A 15,665-nucleotide genomic window follows, 5' to 3' on the forward strand; every position below is an offset into this window, starting at 1 on the left:
CCGGGCTGATGGAGGCGCGGCGGTTGGCGGACCGGATGTCTGCGCCTATGGTCGCCGCTCTTTTCGACAAGAGTGGGAATGACATGGCATCCGACATCAAGCGCATCGCAGCCATCATCGCGGCCGAGATCGCTGCCCGGCCCGAACAGGCGGCCGCGGCGATCGAACTGCTCGACGAGGGCGCGACGGTGCCGTTCGTGGCACGTTACCGCAAGGAGGTGACCGGCGGGCTTGACGATACGCAATTGCGCGACCTTGCCGAGCGGCTCGCCTATCTGCGTGAGCTCGACGCGCGCCGCGACACCATCCTTGGCTCGATCCGCGAACAGGGCAAGCTGACGCAGGAGCTTGAGACCAAGATCGCCGCCGCCGCTACCAAGGCGGAGCTGGAAGACATCTATCTGCCCTACAAGCCCAAGCGCCGTACCAAGGCCGAGATCGCCAGGGAGCGCGGGCTGGGGCCGCTGGCGGAGGCCATTCTTGCGGACCGTTCACTGGTGCCCGCCGAACTGGCGCTGGCCTATGTCACCGAGGAGGTGGCCGACGCCAAGGCGGCCCTTGAGGGCGCGCGCGATATTCTCTCTGAACAATTCGCCGAGAATGCCGACCTGGTCGGCAAGCTGCGCACCTACATGAAGGAACGCGCTTTCATGCGCGCCAAAGTGGTCGACGGCAAGCAGGAGGCCGGGGCGAAATTCTCGGACTATTTCGACCATGTCGAGCGCTGGGCAAATGTGCCGAGCCACCGTGCACTGGCCATGTTGCGCGGCCGCAACGAAGAGGTGCTGTCGCTCGACATCGAGGTCGACGCCGACGACACGTCGCCGGTGAAGCCGGTCGAGCGGATGATCGCCAACGCCTATGCCATCGGCGCCAGCCTGCCGGGCGACCGCTGGCTGATGGACGTCGCCGGCTGGACCTGGCGGATAAAACTGTCGCTGCACCTGACGCTCGACCTGATGCGCGATCTGCGCGAACGGGCCGAGGAGGAGGCGATCCATGTCTTCGCCCGCAATCTCAAGGACTTGCTGCTCGCCGCGCCCGCCGGGTCGCGTGCCACGATGGGCCTTGACCCCGGCATCCGGACCGGCGTCAAGGTTGCCGTGATCGACGGCACCGGCAAGGTGCTGACAACGACGACGGTCTATCCGTTCCCGCCGAAGAACGATGTGCGCGGCACGCAGGCCGAACTCGCCAAACTCATCCGACTGCACAAGGTCGAGCTGATTTCCATTGGCAACGGCACCGGCAGCCGCGAGACGGAAAAGCTGGTGGCGGACATGCTGTCCGACATGCCTTCCGATGGCGGACCCAAGCCGCTCAAGGTCATCGTCAGCGAGGCGGGCGCCTCGGTCTACTCGGCGTCGGCAACGGCGGCGGCGGAATTCCCCGGTCTGGACGTATCGCTGCGCGGCGCGGTGTCGATCGCGCGGCGCTTGCAGGATCCGCTCGCCGAACTGGTCAAGATCGAACCGAAGTCGATCGGCGTCGGCCAGTATCAGCATGACGTCGACCAGTATCGGCTCGGCCGCTCGCTGGAGGCGGTGGTCGAGGACGCGGTCAACGCCGTCGGCGTCGATCTCAACACCGCTTCGGCGCCATTGCTGGCGCGCGTTTCGGGCCTTGGCGCGTCGCTCGCCGACGCCATCGTCGCGCATCGCGACGCCACCGGGCCGTTTGCCAGCCGCAAGGACCTTCTCAAGGTGCCACGGCTTGGGCCGCGCGCGTTCGAGCAATCCGCCGGCTTCCTGCGCATTGCCAATGGCAGCGAGCCGCTCGATGCCTCGTCGGTCCACCCGGAAGCCTACGGGGTCGCCAAGAAGATCGTCGCCGCCTGCGGCCGCGATGTGCGTTCGCTGATGGGCGACAGCGCCGCACTCAAGGCGCTCGACCCGCGCGTCTTCGTCGACGAGCGTTTCGGCCTGCCGACGGTGCGCGACATTCTTGCCGAGCTGGAAAAGCCTGGCCGCGACCCGCGCCCCGGCTTCAAGACGGCGACCTTTGCCGACGGCATTGATGACATCAAGGATCTGAAGCCCGGCATGCTGCTGGAAGGCACCGTCACCAATGTCGCGGCCTTCGGCGCCTTTGTCGATATCGGGGTGCACCAGGACGGCCTGGTGCATGTCTCGCAACTGGCCGACCGTTTCATCAAGGACGCGCATGAGGTGGTCAAGGCGGGCGACGTAGTGAAGGTGCGCGTCGTCGATGTCGATATCAAGCGCAAGCGCATCGCGCTTTCCATGCGCAAGGACGGCGGTGAGGGAGCGTCAAAAGGTGGGCCACGCGACAATGGCGGCGGCAGGCCGGCGCCACGTGGCCCGGCACCGCAGCGCCAGCCGGAGCGGCCGGCCCAGCAGGGCGCGTTTGGTGCTGCGTTGGCGGATGCGCTGAAGCGGAAGTAATTACCACGCCAGAACAGCCGGCTCCTTCTCGACCTGGCTCAGCAGCCAGTCGCGAAAACTGGCGACGGGCGGATGGCCGCGCTTGTCGTGCGGAACGACGAGATAATAGGCGCTGCGGCTTTGCATGGGCTGGCCGGGGGCCGGCACAAGCTGGCCGCGCTGCAATTCGCCTGCGATGAGGAGCAGCGGCAGGAGCGCGACGCCAAGCCCTTCCATGCAGGCCTGGGCGGCGGTGCCGAACTGCTCGAACTGCATGCCGGGCCCGGTCGGCGCGCTCAGGCCCTGATGCTCGAACCATTCGGTCCAGGCACCGGGACGCGTTGCCATATGCAGCAAGGGCAGGCGGCCGATATCAGCCGGCGTGGCGATGGCGCGGCCGGCGAGGAATTCGGGCGACACCACCGGCGCCACCGTTTCGCGCACCAGGAGGGTCGAGTCGGCGTCCGGCCAATCGGGCAGGCCATAGTGGATGGCGGCGTCCAGCCTCTCCCTGGCGAAGTCGAAACGGCCGACGCGGGTGACGAAGTTGATGGTGATGTCGGGGTTGTTCTCGACGAAATCGGGGATCATCGGCATCAGCCAGCGCGTGCCGAAGGTCGGCAGAATGGCGAGGTTCAAGATGCCACTATGCCGATTGCTCATCAATCCAAGGGCTGCGTCGCGCAGCTGGCCAAGTGCCGAACGCACCGCTTCGGCGTAGATTTCGCCCGCCGTCGACAACCGGACATTACGGCTGTCGCGCTCGAACAGCCGGCGGCCAAACTGATCCTCCAACAGCTTGATCTGCCGGCTTACAGCGCCTTGAGTCAAATCCAGCTCCTGGGCAGCGGCGGTAAAAGACCCAAGCCGCGCCACCGCTTCGAAGGCAGCGAGGGCGCTGATGTTAGGCAGGAGGCGGCGCTGGACACTCATGATCCATTCCTAACGCTCATTGATTGGTGAAGCAATTTCGTTTGATTTTTTCAGGCCCCGGGTCGATAAGCCGGACCAAGATTTTGCTTCACGCATGCCGTTGTTGCCAAGGATCCTGAACTCCTTCGCCGGCATGCATAGAGTCCGGGAGAGAGCCATGGCCGCCGACAAGAATGCCTTCGTCTGGGAAGATCCGTTCCTGATCGAGGAGCAGCTTTCCGAAGATGAGCGCATGGTGCGCGATGGTGCAGCGGCTTTTGCCGCCGACAAGCTCGCGCCGCGCATCGAGGACGCCTACCTCAACGAGACCTTCGACACCGCCATCTTTCGCGAGATGGGCGCTGCCGGCCTGCTCGGCATCAACATCCCGGAAGAATTTGGCGGGCTCGGCGCCAACTATGTGACCTACGGGCTGGTCGCGCGGGAAGTCGAACGCGTCGATTCCGGCTATCGCTCGATGATGTCGGTGCAGTCGTCGCTGGTGATGTATCCGATCTACGCCTATGGCTCGGACGAACAGCGCAAGAGGTACCTGCCCAAGCTCGCCAGCGGCGAGTGGATCGGCTGCTTCGGCCTGACCGAGCCGGATGCCGGCTCCGATCCGGGCGGCATGAAGACGCGCGCCGAGAAGACCGCTAGCGGCTACAAGCTCTCCGGTTCCAAGATGTGGATTTCCAACGCGCCGGTCGCCGACGTGTTCGTCGTCTGGGCGAAGCTGAAGGGCGAGAACGGCAAGGACGAGATCCGCGGTTTCGTGCTCGAAAAGGGCATGAAGGGGCTGTCTGCGCCGAAGATCGGCGGGAAGCTGTCGCTGCGGGCGTCGATCACTGGCGAGGTGGTGATGGAAGGCGTCGAGGTCGGCGAAGACGCGCTGCTGCCCAACGCCAAGGGCCTGGGCGGCCCGTTCGGCTGCCTCAACCGGGCTCGTTATGGCATTTCCTGGGGCTCGATGGGGGCGGCGGAAGATTGCTGGCATCGCGCCCGCCAGTATGGCCTTGACCGCAAGCAGTTCGGCAAGCCGCTGGCCGGCACGCAGCTTTACCAGAAGAAGCTCGCCGACATGCAGACTGAGATCGCGCTCGGGCTGCAGGCATCCTTGCGCGTCGGGCGCCTGCTCGACGAAGGCAAGATGGTGCCGGAGATGATCTCGATCGTCAAGCGCAACAATTGCGGCAAGGCGCTCGACATCGCCCGCCAGGCCCGCGACATGCATGGCGGCAACGGCATCCAGATCGGCTACCACGTCATGCGCCACGCGCAGAACCTGGAGACCGTCAACACCTATGAGGGCACGCACGACGTGCATGCGCTGATCCTGGGGCGGGCCCAGACCGGGATACAGGCGTTCTTTTGAGCGACTTTAAGCCGGCAACCGGTCCTTTAATTTAGGTGCAGCGCAACATCCGCTTGGAGAATGGCGGCCAGATGTGTCAGGGTTCGGCTGAATAAACGCCGATCTCCGGGGCCCCATGGCAATTCTGGCAGCCGTCTACCACCTGACCCACTACAAATATGACCGGCCGGTGGTTCTCGGGCCCCAGATCATCAGGCTGCAGCCGGCACCGCATTCCCGTACCAAGGTCTTGAGCCACTCGCTCAAGGTCGAGCCGGCGAACCATTTCATCAATTTGCAGCAGGATCCCTACGGCAACTTCCTTGCCCGCTTCGTCTTTCCCGAGCCGGTGAGCGAGCTCAAGATCGAGGTCGACCTCGTCGCCGACATGACGGTCTACAATCCGTTCGATTTCTTCGTCGAACCGTCGGCCGAGACATTCCCATTCGAATACCCGGAAGAGATCAGGGATGACCTCGCTATCTACCGGACGCCGGAACCGGCGGGCCCGCTGCTTTCGGCTTTCCTGAAAACCGTTGACACCACCCAGAAGAACACGGTCAATTTCCTTGTCGACCTGAATGCCCGGTTGCAACGTGAGATCGCCTATATCGTGCGCATGGAGACCGGCGTGTTCTCGCCGGAGGAAACGCTGGCCGCCGGCAAGGGATCGTGCCGGGACTCTAGCTGGTTGCTGGTGCAGATCCTGCGCAATCTCGGCATCGCCGCGCGCTTCGTGTCGGGCTATCTGATCCAGCTCAAACCCGACCTCATCGCGCTCGATGGGCCGGCCGGCACATCAGTCGACTTCACGGATCTGCATGCCTGGTGCGAGGTCTATCTTCCCGGCGCCGGCTGGATCGGCTTCGACCCGACCTCCGGCCTGCTCACCGGCGAGAGCCATGTGCCGCTCGCCGCGACACCGCATTTCCGCAATGCGGCCCCCATTTCCGGCATGGCGAGCTTTGCCAATGTCGAATTCGGCTTCGACATGCGGGTCGACCGCATCGCCGAGCATCCGCGCATCACCAAGCCGTTCTCGGATGAAAGCTGGCGGGCGCTCGACGCGCTCGGCAACAGGGTCGATGCAGCACTTGGCGAAGGCGATGTGCGGCTGACGATGGGCGGCGAGCCGACCTTCGTGTCGATCGATGATTTCGAGTCGGCCGAATGGAACACCGCCGCCGTCGGGCCGACCAAACGCGAAAAGGCCGATGCGCTGATCCGTCGGCTGCGCGAACGTTTCGCGCCGGGCGGCTTCCTCCATTACGGCCAGGGCAAATGGTATCCCGGTGAAAGCCTGCCGCGCTGGACCTTTTCGCTCTACTGGCGTGCCGATGGCGAGCCTGTGTGGAGCGACCCGTCGCTGATCGCGCGCGAAAAGAGTTCGGCCGATATCGGCCCGAAACAGGCCGAAAGCCTTCTCACCGCGATCGCCGGGGAACTCGGCATCGACACGTCGATGGTCAGCGAAGCTTATGAGGACCCGGCCGAGTGGCTGCTCAAGGAAGGCAAGCTGCCGGAGAATGTCGATCCGTCCAATTCCAAGCTGGAGGATCCGGAAGAGCGCAGCCGCATGGCCAAAGTGTTCGAGCGCGGGCTGACCAAGCCGTCCGGCTATGTGCTGCCGGTGCAGCGCTGGAACAGCCAGGCATCCGGGCCACGCTGGCGTTCGGAAAAATGGAAGACGCGACGCGGGCGGCTGTTCCTGGTGCCTGGCGATTCACCGGTCGGTTATCGCTTGCCGCTCGGCACGCTGCCTTATGTGCCACCGGCGCAATTCCCCTACATCGTGCCCGTCGATCCGTCGCTGCCGCGCGGAGCGCTGCCCGCGCGTGAAGCCATCTTGCCCTCCGCCGCGCCTGCCGAACTTGAAGGCGCCGACGAGATGGCGCGCCGGCAGCAGGCGGTGTCGTTCACCGCGGCGACCGGCCAGCAGGACCGGGTCGAACAGGAGATCACCGAGATTGGTGGCGCGGTGCGCACCGCGCTCTCGGTTGAGCCGCGCGATGGACGGCTCTGCGTGTTCATGCCGCCGGTTGAAGCACTGGAGGACTATCTCGAACTGGTCGCGGCCGCCGAGAACGCTGCGCGAGCCATCGGCCTTCCCGTCCACATCGAGGGCTATGGCCCGCCGCATGATCCGCGCCTCAATGTCATCCGCGTCGCGCCCGATCCCGGCGTCATCGAGGTCAACATCCATCCGGCTTCCAACTGGCAGGATTGCGTGGCGACGACGACGGCAATCTATGAGGAAGCGCGGCTGACGCGGCTTGGCGCCGACAAATTCATGATCGACGGCCGCCACACGGGCACTGGCGGTGGCAATCATGTCGTCGTCGGCGGCGCGACACCAAACGACAGCCCGTTCCTGCGCCGGCCCGATCTGTTGAAGAGCCTGGTGCTGCAATGGCAGCGGCATCCGTCGCTGTCCTACCTGTTTTCGGGCCTGTTCATCGGCCCGACCAGCCAGGCGCCGCGCTTCGACGAGGCGCGCCACGATTCGCTCTACGAACTCGAAATCGCCATGGCGCAGGTGCCGCATCCCGACCAGGGCGCGGCACCCCTGCCGTGGCTGGTCGACCGGCTGTTCCGCAACCTGTTGACGGACGTGACCGGCAACACGCATCGCTCGGAAATCTGCATCGACAAGCTGTTTTCGCCGGATGGGCCGACCGGCCGGCTCGGCCTGGTCGAGTTCCGCGGCTTCGAAATGCCGCCCAACGCGCGCATGAGCCTTGCGCAGCAGCTTCTGGTCCGTGCCATCATCGCCCGTGCCTGGAAGAACCCGCTCGACGGCCGTTTCGTGCGCTGGGGCACTTCGCTGCATGACCGCTTCATGCTGCCGCATCATGTCTGGGCTGATTTTCTCGACGTGCTCGACGATCTCAAGCTCAACGGTTTCGAATTCCGGCCTGAATGGTTCGACGCCCAGCTCGAATTCCGCTTTCCCTTCTGCGGCGAGGTGCGGCATGCCGGCATCAAGCTGGAATTGCGCCAGGCGCTGGAGCCATGGCATGTCATGGGCGAGCAGGGCGCGATCGGCGGTACCGTGCGCTTTGTCGATTCCTCGGTCGAACGGCTGCAGGTCAAGACCGAAGGGCTCAATCCGGAACGCCATGCGATCGTCTGCAACGGCCGCATCGTGCCGATGAAGGTGACGGACAATCGCGAGGTGGCGGTGGCGGGTGTGCGCTTCAAGGCCTGGCAGCCGGCGTCTGGCCTGCACCCGGCGCTGCCGGTCAACACGCCGCTGGTGTTCGACATCTACGACCGCTGGTCGGGCAGGGCGGTCGGCGGCTGCGTCTACCATGTCGCGCATCCCGGCGGGCGCAACTACGATACGTTCCCGGTCAACGGCAACGAGGCGGAAGCGCGGCGGCTCGCCCGCTTCGAACCGCGCGGCCACACGCCATCAGGCTATGTGCCGCGTGAAGAACAACCGGCGGAAGATTTCCCGATGACCCTTGACCTTCGGCGTCCACCCAGACTGTGATCGGACATGGCAAAGGGGAATCACAAGAGGGTACGCGGCAAGCCGCAGATCCACAGCCTGCTGGAGCACTACCAGCCGATCGACGGTGTCGTCGACGAAATGGTCGACGCGTCAGGCAATCCCCGTCCGGCGTGGAAGCAGTTCATCGAGGCGCTCGACGAAATAGGGTCTGAAAAGCTCGGCCAGCGTTTCGCCCGCGCCGACCAGTATCTGCGCGATGCCGGCGTCTATTACCGCGTCTACGACAAGGCCGGCGCCAATGAGCGCGAATGGCCGCTGGCGCATGTGCCCTTGCTCATCGAAGACGCCGAATGGGCCGCGATCAGCGCCGGGCTCATCCAGAGGGCGGAGCTGTTCGAGGAAACCATCGCCGATATCCATGGGCGCAACCGGCTGGTCGAAAAAGGCATCCTGCCGGCGGGATTGATCGCGGCCAGCCCCGAATATTTGCGGCCCGTGGTCGGTACCACGCCGGCCGGTGGCCATTTCCTGCATTTCTGTGCTTTCGAGCTCGGCCGTGGGCCCGATGGCCGCTGGTGGGTGCTGGGCGACCGCACGCAAGCGCCATCGGGCGCCGGCTTCGCGCTGGAGAACCGCGTCGCCACCACGCGCGCGCTGTCCGACATCTATGGCGAGATGCACGTGCACCGGCTTGCCGGCTTCTTCCGACGCTTCCGCGATGCGCTGATCGGCATGGCCAGGGAAACCGACGGCCGCGTCGCCATCCTGACGCCGGGGCCGCTCAACGAAACCTACTACGAACACGCCTATATCGCCCGTTACCTCGGCATCATGCTGCTCGAGGGCGAGGACCTCACTGTTTCCGGCGGCAGGCTGATGGTGCGCACCGTTTCCGGCCTGATGCCGATCAGCGTGCTCTGGCGCCGTCTCGATGCCGCCTTCGCCGATCCGCTCGAATTGCGCTCGGACTCGCAGATCGGCACGCCGGGGCTGGTGGAAGCGATCCGCCAGGGTGCGGTTGCGACCGTCAACGCGCTGGGCTCAGGCCTGATGGAAACGCGGGCGCTGCTTGCTTTCCTGCCCAAGATCGCGCGCGAATTGCGCGGCGAGGAGCTGCTGCTGCCGAGCGTCGCGACCTGGTGGTGCGGGCAGGCGACGGAACGCGCCCATGTGCTTGCCAATATCGACCGCATGGTGGTCGGCCCGGCGCTCTCGACGAGACTAGCCTTCGAGGATGATGGCCAGACCACGCTGGGCTCGACGCTGTCGGCCGGCGAGCGGGCCGAACTGGTGGCGCGCATCGAACGCGACGGCGGCGCCTTCGTCGGCCAGGAAGCGGTGACGCTGTCGACGACACCGGTCTTTGTCGGCGGCTGGCTGGAGCCGCGGCCGGCCAGCTTGCGCGTTTATCTGGCACGCACGCCCGAGGGCTGGACGGTGATGCCGGGCGGGTTCGCCCGCGTCGGCCTGTCGCTCGACCCGACCGCGATCGCCATGCAGCGCGGCGGCCAGGCGGCTGACGTCTGGGTGGTCAGCGACAGGCCGGTTGAGCGTGAAACGCTGTTGCCGCAGGAGGGCGACAGCTTCAGCCGCACCCGGCCGGGCAGCCTGCCCAGCCGCGCGGCGGAGAACCTGACCTGGCTCGGGCGCTATATCGAGCGCTCGGAAGACACGGTGCGCATCCTGCGCGCCTATCATGTGCGGCTGGCCGAGACCTCCGATCCGGATATGCCGCTGCTGGCCGACATCAGGGACTATCTCGAACCGTTCGGCATCGACGTTGCGACAGCGATCCCGTTGGGGCTGATCGGAACGCTCGACAGCGCGGTCTACAGCGCAGGACAGATCCGCGACCGCTTCTCGCCCGATGGCTGGCTGGCGCTGAAGGACCTGTCGAAGACCATCCATCAGTTCGCCAAGACGGTGGCGCCGGGCGACGATGCGACACGGGCAATGACGGTGATCCTGCGCAAGCTCGCCGGCTTTTCCGGCCTGCTGCACGAGAACATGTACCGCTTCGCCGGCTGGCGTTTCCTCGAGATCGGCCGGCGGCTGGAGCGCGGCATCCAGATTGCCCGTACGCTGTCCCGGCTGACCGGCTCCAAGGCGCCGGATGGGGCGCTCGACATGATGCTCGAGATCGGCGACAGCGTCATGACCCACCGCCGGCAGTATCCGGTGCAGGCTGGCCGGCGCACGGTGATCGATCTTCTGGCGCTCGACCCACTCAATCCGCGCTCCATCCTGTTCCAGCTCGAAAGGCTGAAGGCGGAGATCGGCCTGTTGCCGTCGCTTGGCGGCGAGGGGCATATGTCGCCGGCGGCAAAGGAGATCCTGCAGCTCAACACGGCCATCGCCATCAAGGAGCCATCGGACATGACGGCAAAGGCGCTGGACGAGCTCGCCTATGAGATCGGGGGGCTCTACAACAGCCTCGCCAAGGCCTATTTCGGTTAGAGCCGGATGATTTCAGATCAATCATCCGACTCTAAATTAGGAGATAGAGCATGACGTCGTCCGGAAACCGCTTCACAGTTTTCGGCATCATGCTCTAGGCAGGCTCCGCAAAAGTGTCGCACGGTTCTGCGACAAGAACCTGCGGCAAACAAGAAAAGCAGCGCATGCTCTACGACATCAGGCTCCATCTCCATTACGACTACGCAGCCGCGGCCGGCGGCGGCCGCCATCAGATCCGCGTGCTGCCGTCGACGATTTCCGGTGTGCAACGCGTCATCGCCGCATCCCTGTCATTCACGCCGGCGCCGAATGAACGGTCGGATTTTTTGGACTTCTTCGGCAACAGCGTCACGTCCATCGCCTTTCGCGACGCGCATGACGCGCTCGACATCCGTATGAGCGCACGCGTTTCGGTGTCGCGGCCGGAACCCGGACTCGACGTGTCGCCCGATATCGCCCGGCTGAGGCAGGAGCTGGCCGCGGTGCGGTCGCTGGCGCCTGATGCGCCGCACCATTTTCTGGCGGGAAGCGCTCACTCCGGCATCGATGCGGCGATAACCGCCTATGCGGGGGACAGCATTGCCGGCTCGGCCGCCGGTACGGCGATGAATCTCTGCAATCGCATCCATCGCGACTTCACCTATGACGGTGAGGCGACCACGGTGCGGACCCGGGCCAGCGATGCCTTCAAGCTGAAGCGCGGCGTGTGCCAGGATTTTTCGCACATCATGATCGCCGGTCTGCGCGGGCTCGGCATTCCGGCCGGCTATGTCAGCGGCTTCCTGCGCACCATTCCACCCAAGGGGAAGCCCCGGCTGGAAGGCGCCGATGCCATGCATGCCTGGGTCAAGGTCTGGTGCGGGCGTGACGCCGGCTGGCAGGAGTTCGATCCGACCAACGGCATGCGGGCGAGCAACGACCATATCACCGTCGGCTATGGCCGCGACTATTCCGATGTCGCGCCGATCGTCGGCGTTCTCAAGACCACGGGCGGTCAGGTGGGCGAGCAGGCCGTCGACGTCATTCCGGTCGCGCTCGAAAAGGTGTGAATGCGAGCGAAACGCCGAACCGTCCCGTTGTTGCAATTCTGGATTGTCGAAGGCGACTTCTCAAACATCGAACGGGCCGCTAGTCTGTATTCGTTCCGAGGGACAATCATCGTACTGCCAAGGCGCGCGAGCGCGGGATTTTGTAATTGAAAGCGGTCAGCGTCGTCATTCCTGCCCACAATGCAGCGGCCACAATCGCCACGACACTGGCGTCACTCGCCGGCGAGGCCGAGGTTATCGGCGAGGTCCTGCTGGTCGACGATGCATCGACGGACGGCACGGCGGCGACGGCGCTGCGGGCCGCGGCGCAACTGTCCTTGCCGCTGCGTGTGCTGCCGGCCAATTGCCGCGACGCCGGCGGCGCCCGCAACGTGGCGCTGGCCGAGGCACTCCATACCTGGGTCTACCTGATCGACGCCGACGATCTGCATCTTGATGGCGGATTGCGCGCACTGCTGCGGCAGGCCGAGAGCCAGCCGAAAGCCGACATGATCGTTGGCGCCTATCGACGACGCGTGAGCGGTGAGGATCGGCAGATCAAGGTGCCGAACGGCTACCAGGCCGCCTGCCTGGCAAACGCTTCCGCCTATGTGAAAGGCGACATACGTTCGGTCGCGGTGGGCAGCGTGCTGGCGTCCCGGCGCCTGATCGGCGAGACGCGGTTTCCTGTGGGGCTTGCCTATGACGAGGACACGCTGTTCTGGGCGCGACTGATGAGCAAGGCCTCGCTGGCCATGATGCCGCAGCCGGTCATGGTCTATGAGGTTTCGCCCACCCGTTCGGACGATCGTTTTGCGATCAACCCGGTGCGGCGCTTCCTGGAGTGGCGTCGCGAACTGCGCACGCTCACGGATTGCAGCATCCCGGTCTCGGCGCTCAAGGCCAGGGAGGGACTCGTCGCCCTCAAGATCGCCCGCGTCCACTACGCCCGTGGCGACCTGGACACCGCCGCGCGCTTCCTGGCGGTGGCGGCGGTCGCGCCCAAGCGACGCTCGGAGGCATGGCGCTGCCTGCGCTACAAGCTCAAGCTCGCCGTGCGCCGCCGGCTGTCGGCTCAGCAGATAGAACTGCAAGGCGTGCTCTAGAGCAATTCGGCGCCCGTTCGGCGCCGCATCGCGGACTTTTCGGATGGCTGTGGAACCAGCAGTCAGCCAACGGCTTATCTACCGACATCTGCATGGAGCCGTCATGCTGCAGAAATCCGGATCAACCTACAGCCGATCGGCTGGCGGTGAAGCGAAGAATGGCGCGCAGCTTTCGGCAAGGGATGCCGCACTGACCTATGTCAGCGATGCCGAGCCCGGCATCCGCCGGCTGAAGGCAGGCAAGCGGTTTTCCTACAAGGGGCCGGACGGGAAAGCAGTCTCGGATGCCACCAGGGCACGGATCGAGGCGATCGTCATTCCGCCGGCTTGGACGGATGTCTGGATCTCGCCCGACGCGGATGGGCATATCCAGGCGACCGGAAGGGACCAGCGCGGACGCAAGCAGTATCGCTATCATCCGCAATGGGCCGAGGAACGCGACGGTGCCAAATATTCAAGCCTCGTCGCCTTCGCCGAAAGCCTTCCGGAGCTCCGGCGCACCATAGATCGCGATTTCCGCCGCCGCGGCCTGCCGTTTGAGCGTGTCGTCGCCGCGGTCGTCTGGCTGCTCGACAACACGATGATCCGCGTCGGCAATGCCGCCTATGCGCGTGACAACAAGAGCTTCGGCCTGACGACATTGCGCGACCGCCATGTCGACATCAGGGGATCGAGCCTGCGCTTTGCCTTCAAGGGCAAGTCCGGCAAGGAATGGAAACTGAAGCTGGTGGACCGCCGCATTGCGGGGATCGTACGGGGTGCACAGGATCTGCCGGGCCAGAAGCTGTTCCAGTATCTCGACGAGGACGGCAACAGGCGCCCGGTCCGCTCCGACGACGTCAACCGCTATATCCGCCAGGCGGTTGGCGATGCCTTCAGCTCGAAGCATTTCCGCACATGGGGCGGCACCATCCATGCCGCGTCGCTGTTTGCGCAGACGGAGCTGCCCGAAAGCCAGGCACAGCAAAAGCGCGTGATGAACAGTGTCATCGACAAGGTCGCCGAGCGGCTGGGCAACACCCGCGCGGTCTGCCGCAAATGCTATATCCACCCGCAGGTCTTCGAGGCCTGGCTGCAGGGGCGGCTGCTTGCCGAAATGGCGGAGGCCAACAAGCGCAAGCGGTCCATCGAGGGTCTCGATGAGGAGGAGGCGCTCGTGCTGAGATGGTTGAAACGCACGAACGGTGACTGACGGCAATTGTCAGCCGCCATCTCGGGATTTTTTTATCGACGTCGTGTCGGGATCGGCCCTACTGTTTCGTCCTTTGATACAGAAAGGACCAGCCATGCTCTACGCCATCCTCTGCTATGCCTCCGAAGACGTCGTCAGCTCGTGGAGCAAGGCGCAGGACGACGAAGTCATGGCCAATCTCCTCGGCGTCCAGGAGAAATACGCCAAGGCCGGCCGGCTTGGTCCCGTGGCGCGGCTTCTGCCGACGACGGCGGCGACGACGCTGCGGAAGGTCAAGGGCGAATCGATCGTCATTGACGGCCCGTTCGCAGAGACCAAGGAGCAGTTCCTCGGTTTCTATACGCTCGAATGCGCCGATCTCGACGAGGCCGTCGAGTTCGCCCGTGAGCTTTCCGAGGTCAATCCGAGCGGTGGATCCTATGAGATACGGCCGGTCTCGGTGTTCAATCCCACCGGGGTTGCCGTATGACCGAACTTGCCTGGATCAGCTCAGCGATCAGCGCCGCCCGCCCGCAGGCGATGGGTGCGCTGCTGCGCTATTTCCGCGATCTCGATACGGCGGAGGAAGCTTTCCAGGATGCCTGTCTCAGGGCGTTGAAGAACTGGCCACAGAACGGGCCGCCGCGCGATCCGGCGGCCTGGCTGATCTTCGTCGGCCGCAACAGCGGCATCGACGCGGTGCGCAAGCGCGCCAAGCAGGCGCCGATGCCCGAAGAAGACCAGATCTCCGATCTGGACGATGCCGAAAGCGATATCGCCGAGCGGCTGGACGGAGCGCATTACCGCGACGACATATTGCGGCTGCTCTTCATCTGCTGCCATCCGGACCTGCCGGCAACGCAGCAGATCGCGGTCGCGCTGCGCATCGTTTCCGGCCTGACGGTCAAGCAGATCGCGCGCGCCTTCCTGGTTGGCGAGAGCGCCATGGAACAGCGCATCACCCGCGCCAAGGCGCGCATCGCCGACGCCGGTATGCCGTTCGAGACGCCGGGCGCCGTCGAGCGCTCCGAGCGGCTCGCGGCGGTGGCGGCCATGGTCTACCTTATCTTCAACGAGGGCTATTCCACCAACAGCGGCGAGGCACCGGCCCGCGCGCCGCTCTGCGAGGAGGCGATCCGGCTGGCCCGGCTGTTGCTGCGGCTGTTCCAGACCGAGCCGGAAATCATGGGGCTGACGGCGCTGCTCCTGCTCCAGCATGCGCGCGCACCGGCCCGTTTCGACGAAGACGGCGAGATCGTGCTGCTCGAGGACCAGGATCGCGGCCTGTGGAGCCGCAAGATGATCGACGAGGGGCTGGCCCTTGTCGACAAGGCTTTGCGCCATCGCAAGCCCGGCCCCTACCAGGTGCAGGCGGCGATCGCCGCCCTGCATGCGCGGGCTGATAAGGCCGAGGACACCGACTGGGTGGAGATAGACCTGCTCTATGGCCTGCTCGAACAGATGCAGCCGTCGCCGGTCATCACGCTCAACCGCGCGGTGGCGGTCTCCAAGGTGCGCGGCCCGGAAGCCGCCCTTGCCATGATCGAGCCGCTGGAGCCGAGGCTTTCCGGCTATTTCCATTTCTTCGGCCTCAAGGGCGGACTGCTGATGCAACTCGACCGGGGCGAGGAGGCGCGGATCGCCTTCGACCGGGCTATCGCGCTTGCCAACACGGCCGCGGAAGCGGCCCATATCCGCATGCATATCGACCGTTTGATGAAAGACGGTGCCGTACGCACGCCGGCGAAAAAGGCCAACTGAGCAGCATTCGCCGGTCTGGCTCAATCGTCTCTGGC

At 65.1% G+C, this 15,665-nt stretch carries 10 protein-coding genes; 9 read left to right on the forward strand and 1 reads right to left on the reverse strand.

Annotated elements, in window-relative coordinates; genetic code table 11:
- Positions 1–83 precede the first annotated feature (83 nt).
- Positions 84–2,405 carry a Tex family protein gene (locus AC07UC_RS11505; protein WP_494905750.1) on the forward strand — a complete coding sequence of 774 codons (2,322 nt, stop codon included), beginning with the start codon at positions 84–86 and terminating at the stop codon, positions 2,403–2,405.
- On the opposite strand, the gene AC07UC_RS11510 is transcribed toward AC07UC_RS11505, so the two are convergent.
- The gene (locus tag AC07UC_RS11510) at positions 2,406–3,317 is read right to left on the reverse strand and encodes a LysR family transcriptional regulator (RefSeq protein WP_494905752.1); all 912 of its coding nucleotides are present in this window, start codon (positions 3,315–3,317) and stop codon (positions 2,406–2,408) included.
- 157 nt (positions 3,318–3,474) lie between these two features.
- Between AC07UC_RS11510 and AC07UC_RS11515 the strand changes: the two genes are divergently transcribed.
- The 8 genes from AC07UC_RS11515 (at position 3,475) to AC07UC_RS11550 (ending at position 15,630) form a co-directional block, all read left to right on the forward strand.
- The gene (locus AC07UC_RS11515) at positions 3,475–4,671 is read left to right on the forward strand and encodes an acyl-CoA dehydrogenase (protein ID WP_494905754.1); all 1,197 of its coding nucleotides are present in this window, start codon (positions 3,475–3,477) and stop codon (positions 4,669–4,671) included.
- Between the two features lie 115 nt (positions 4,672–4,786).
- Positions 4,787–8,146, forward strand: coding sequence for a transglutaminase family protein (locus AC07UC_RS11520; protein ID WP_494905756.1), 3,360 nt, complete (start codon positions 4,787–4,789; stop codon positions 8,144–8,146).
- Positions 8,147–8,152: 6 nt separating this feature from the next.
- The gene (locus AC07UC_RS11525; protein WP_202326049.1) at positions 8,153–10,564 is read left to right on the forward strand and encodes a circularly permuted type 2 ATP-grasp protein; all 2,412 of its coding nucleotides are present in this window, start codon (positions 8,153–8,155) and stop codon (positions 10,562–10,564) included.
- A gap of 164 nt (positions 10,565–10,728) precedes the next feature.
- Entirely contained in the window at positions 10,729–11,613 is an 885-nt protein-coding gene (locus AC07UC_RS11530; RefSeq protein ID WP_140771665.1) for a transglutaminase family protein, read from the forward strand.
- 146 nt (positions 11,614–11,759) lie between these two features.
- Positions 11,760–12,698, forward strand: coding sequence for a glycosyltransferase family 2 protein (locus AC07UC_RS11535; protein ID WP_494905759.1), 939 nt, complete (start codon positions 11,760–11,762; stop codon positions 12,696–12,698).
- 103 nt (positions 12,699–12,801) lie between these two features.
- Entirely contained in the window at positions 12,802–13,890 is a 1,089-nt protein-coding gene (locus AC07UC_RS11540) for a DNA topoisomerase IB (RefSeq protein WP_494905761.1), read from the forward strand.
- Positions 13,891–13,984: 94 nt separating this feature from the next.
- A complete protein-coding gene (locus AC07UC_RS11545) occupies positions 13,985–14,359 on the forward strand; it encodes a YciI family protein (RefSeq protein ID WP_056578181.1) in 375 nt (124 codons plus the stop codon).
- On the forward strand, positions 14,356–15,630 hold the full coding sequence (locus AC07UC_RS11550; RefSeq protein ID WP_202326052.1) for an RNA polymerase sigma factor: 1,275 nt from the start codon (positions 14,356–14,358) through the stop codon (positions 15,628–15,630). The genes AC07UC_RS11545 and AC07UC_RS11550 overlap by 4 nt, the downstream gene beginning before the upstream one ends.
- Positions 15,631–15,665 lie beyond the last annotated feature (35 nt).

The sequence above is a fragment of the Mesorhizobium sp. GW821-FHT04C10 genome (genome assembly GCF_059420305.1).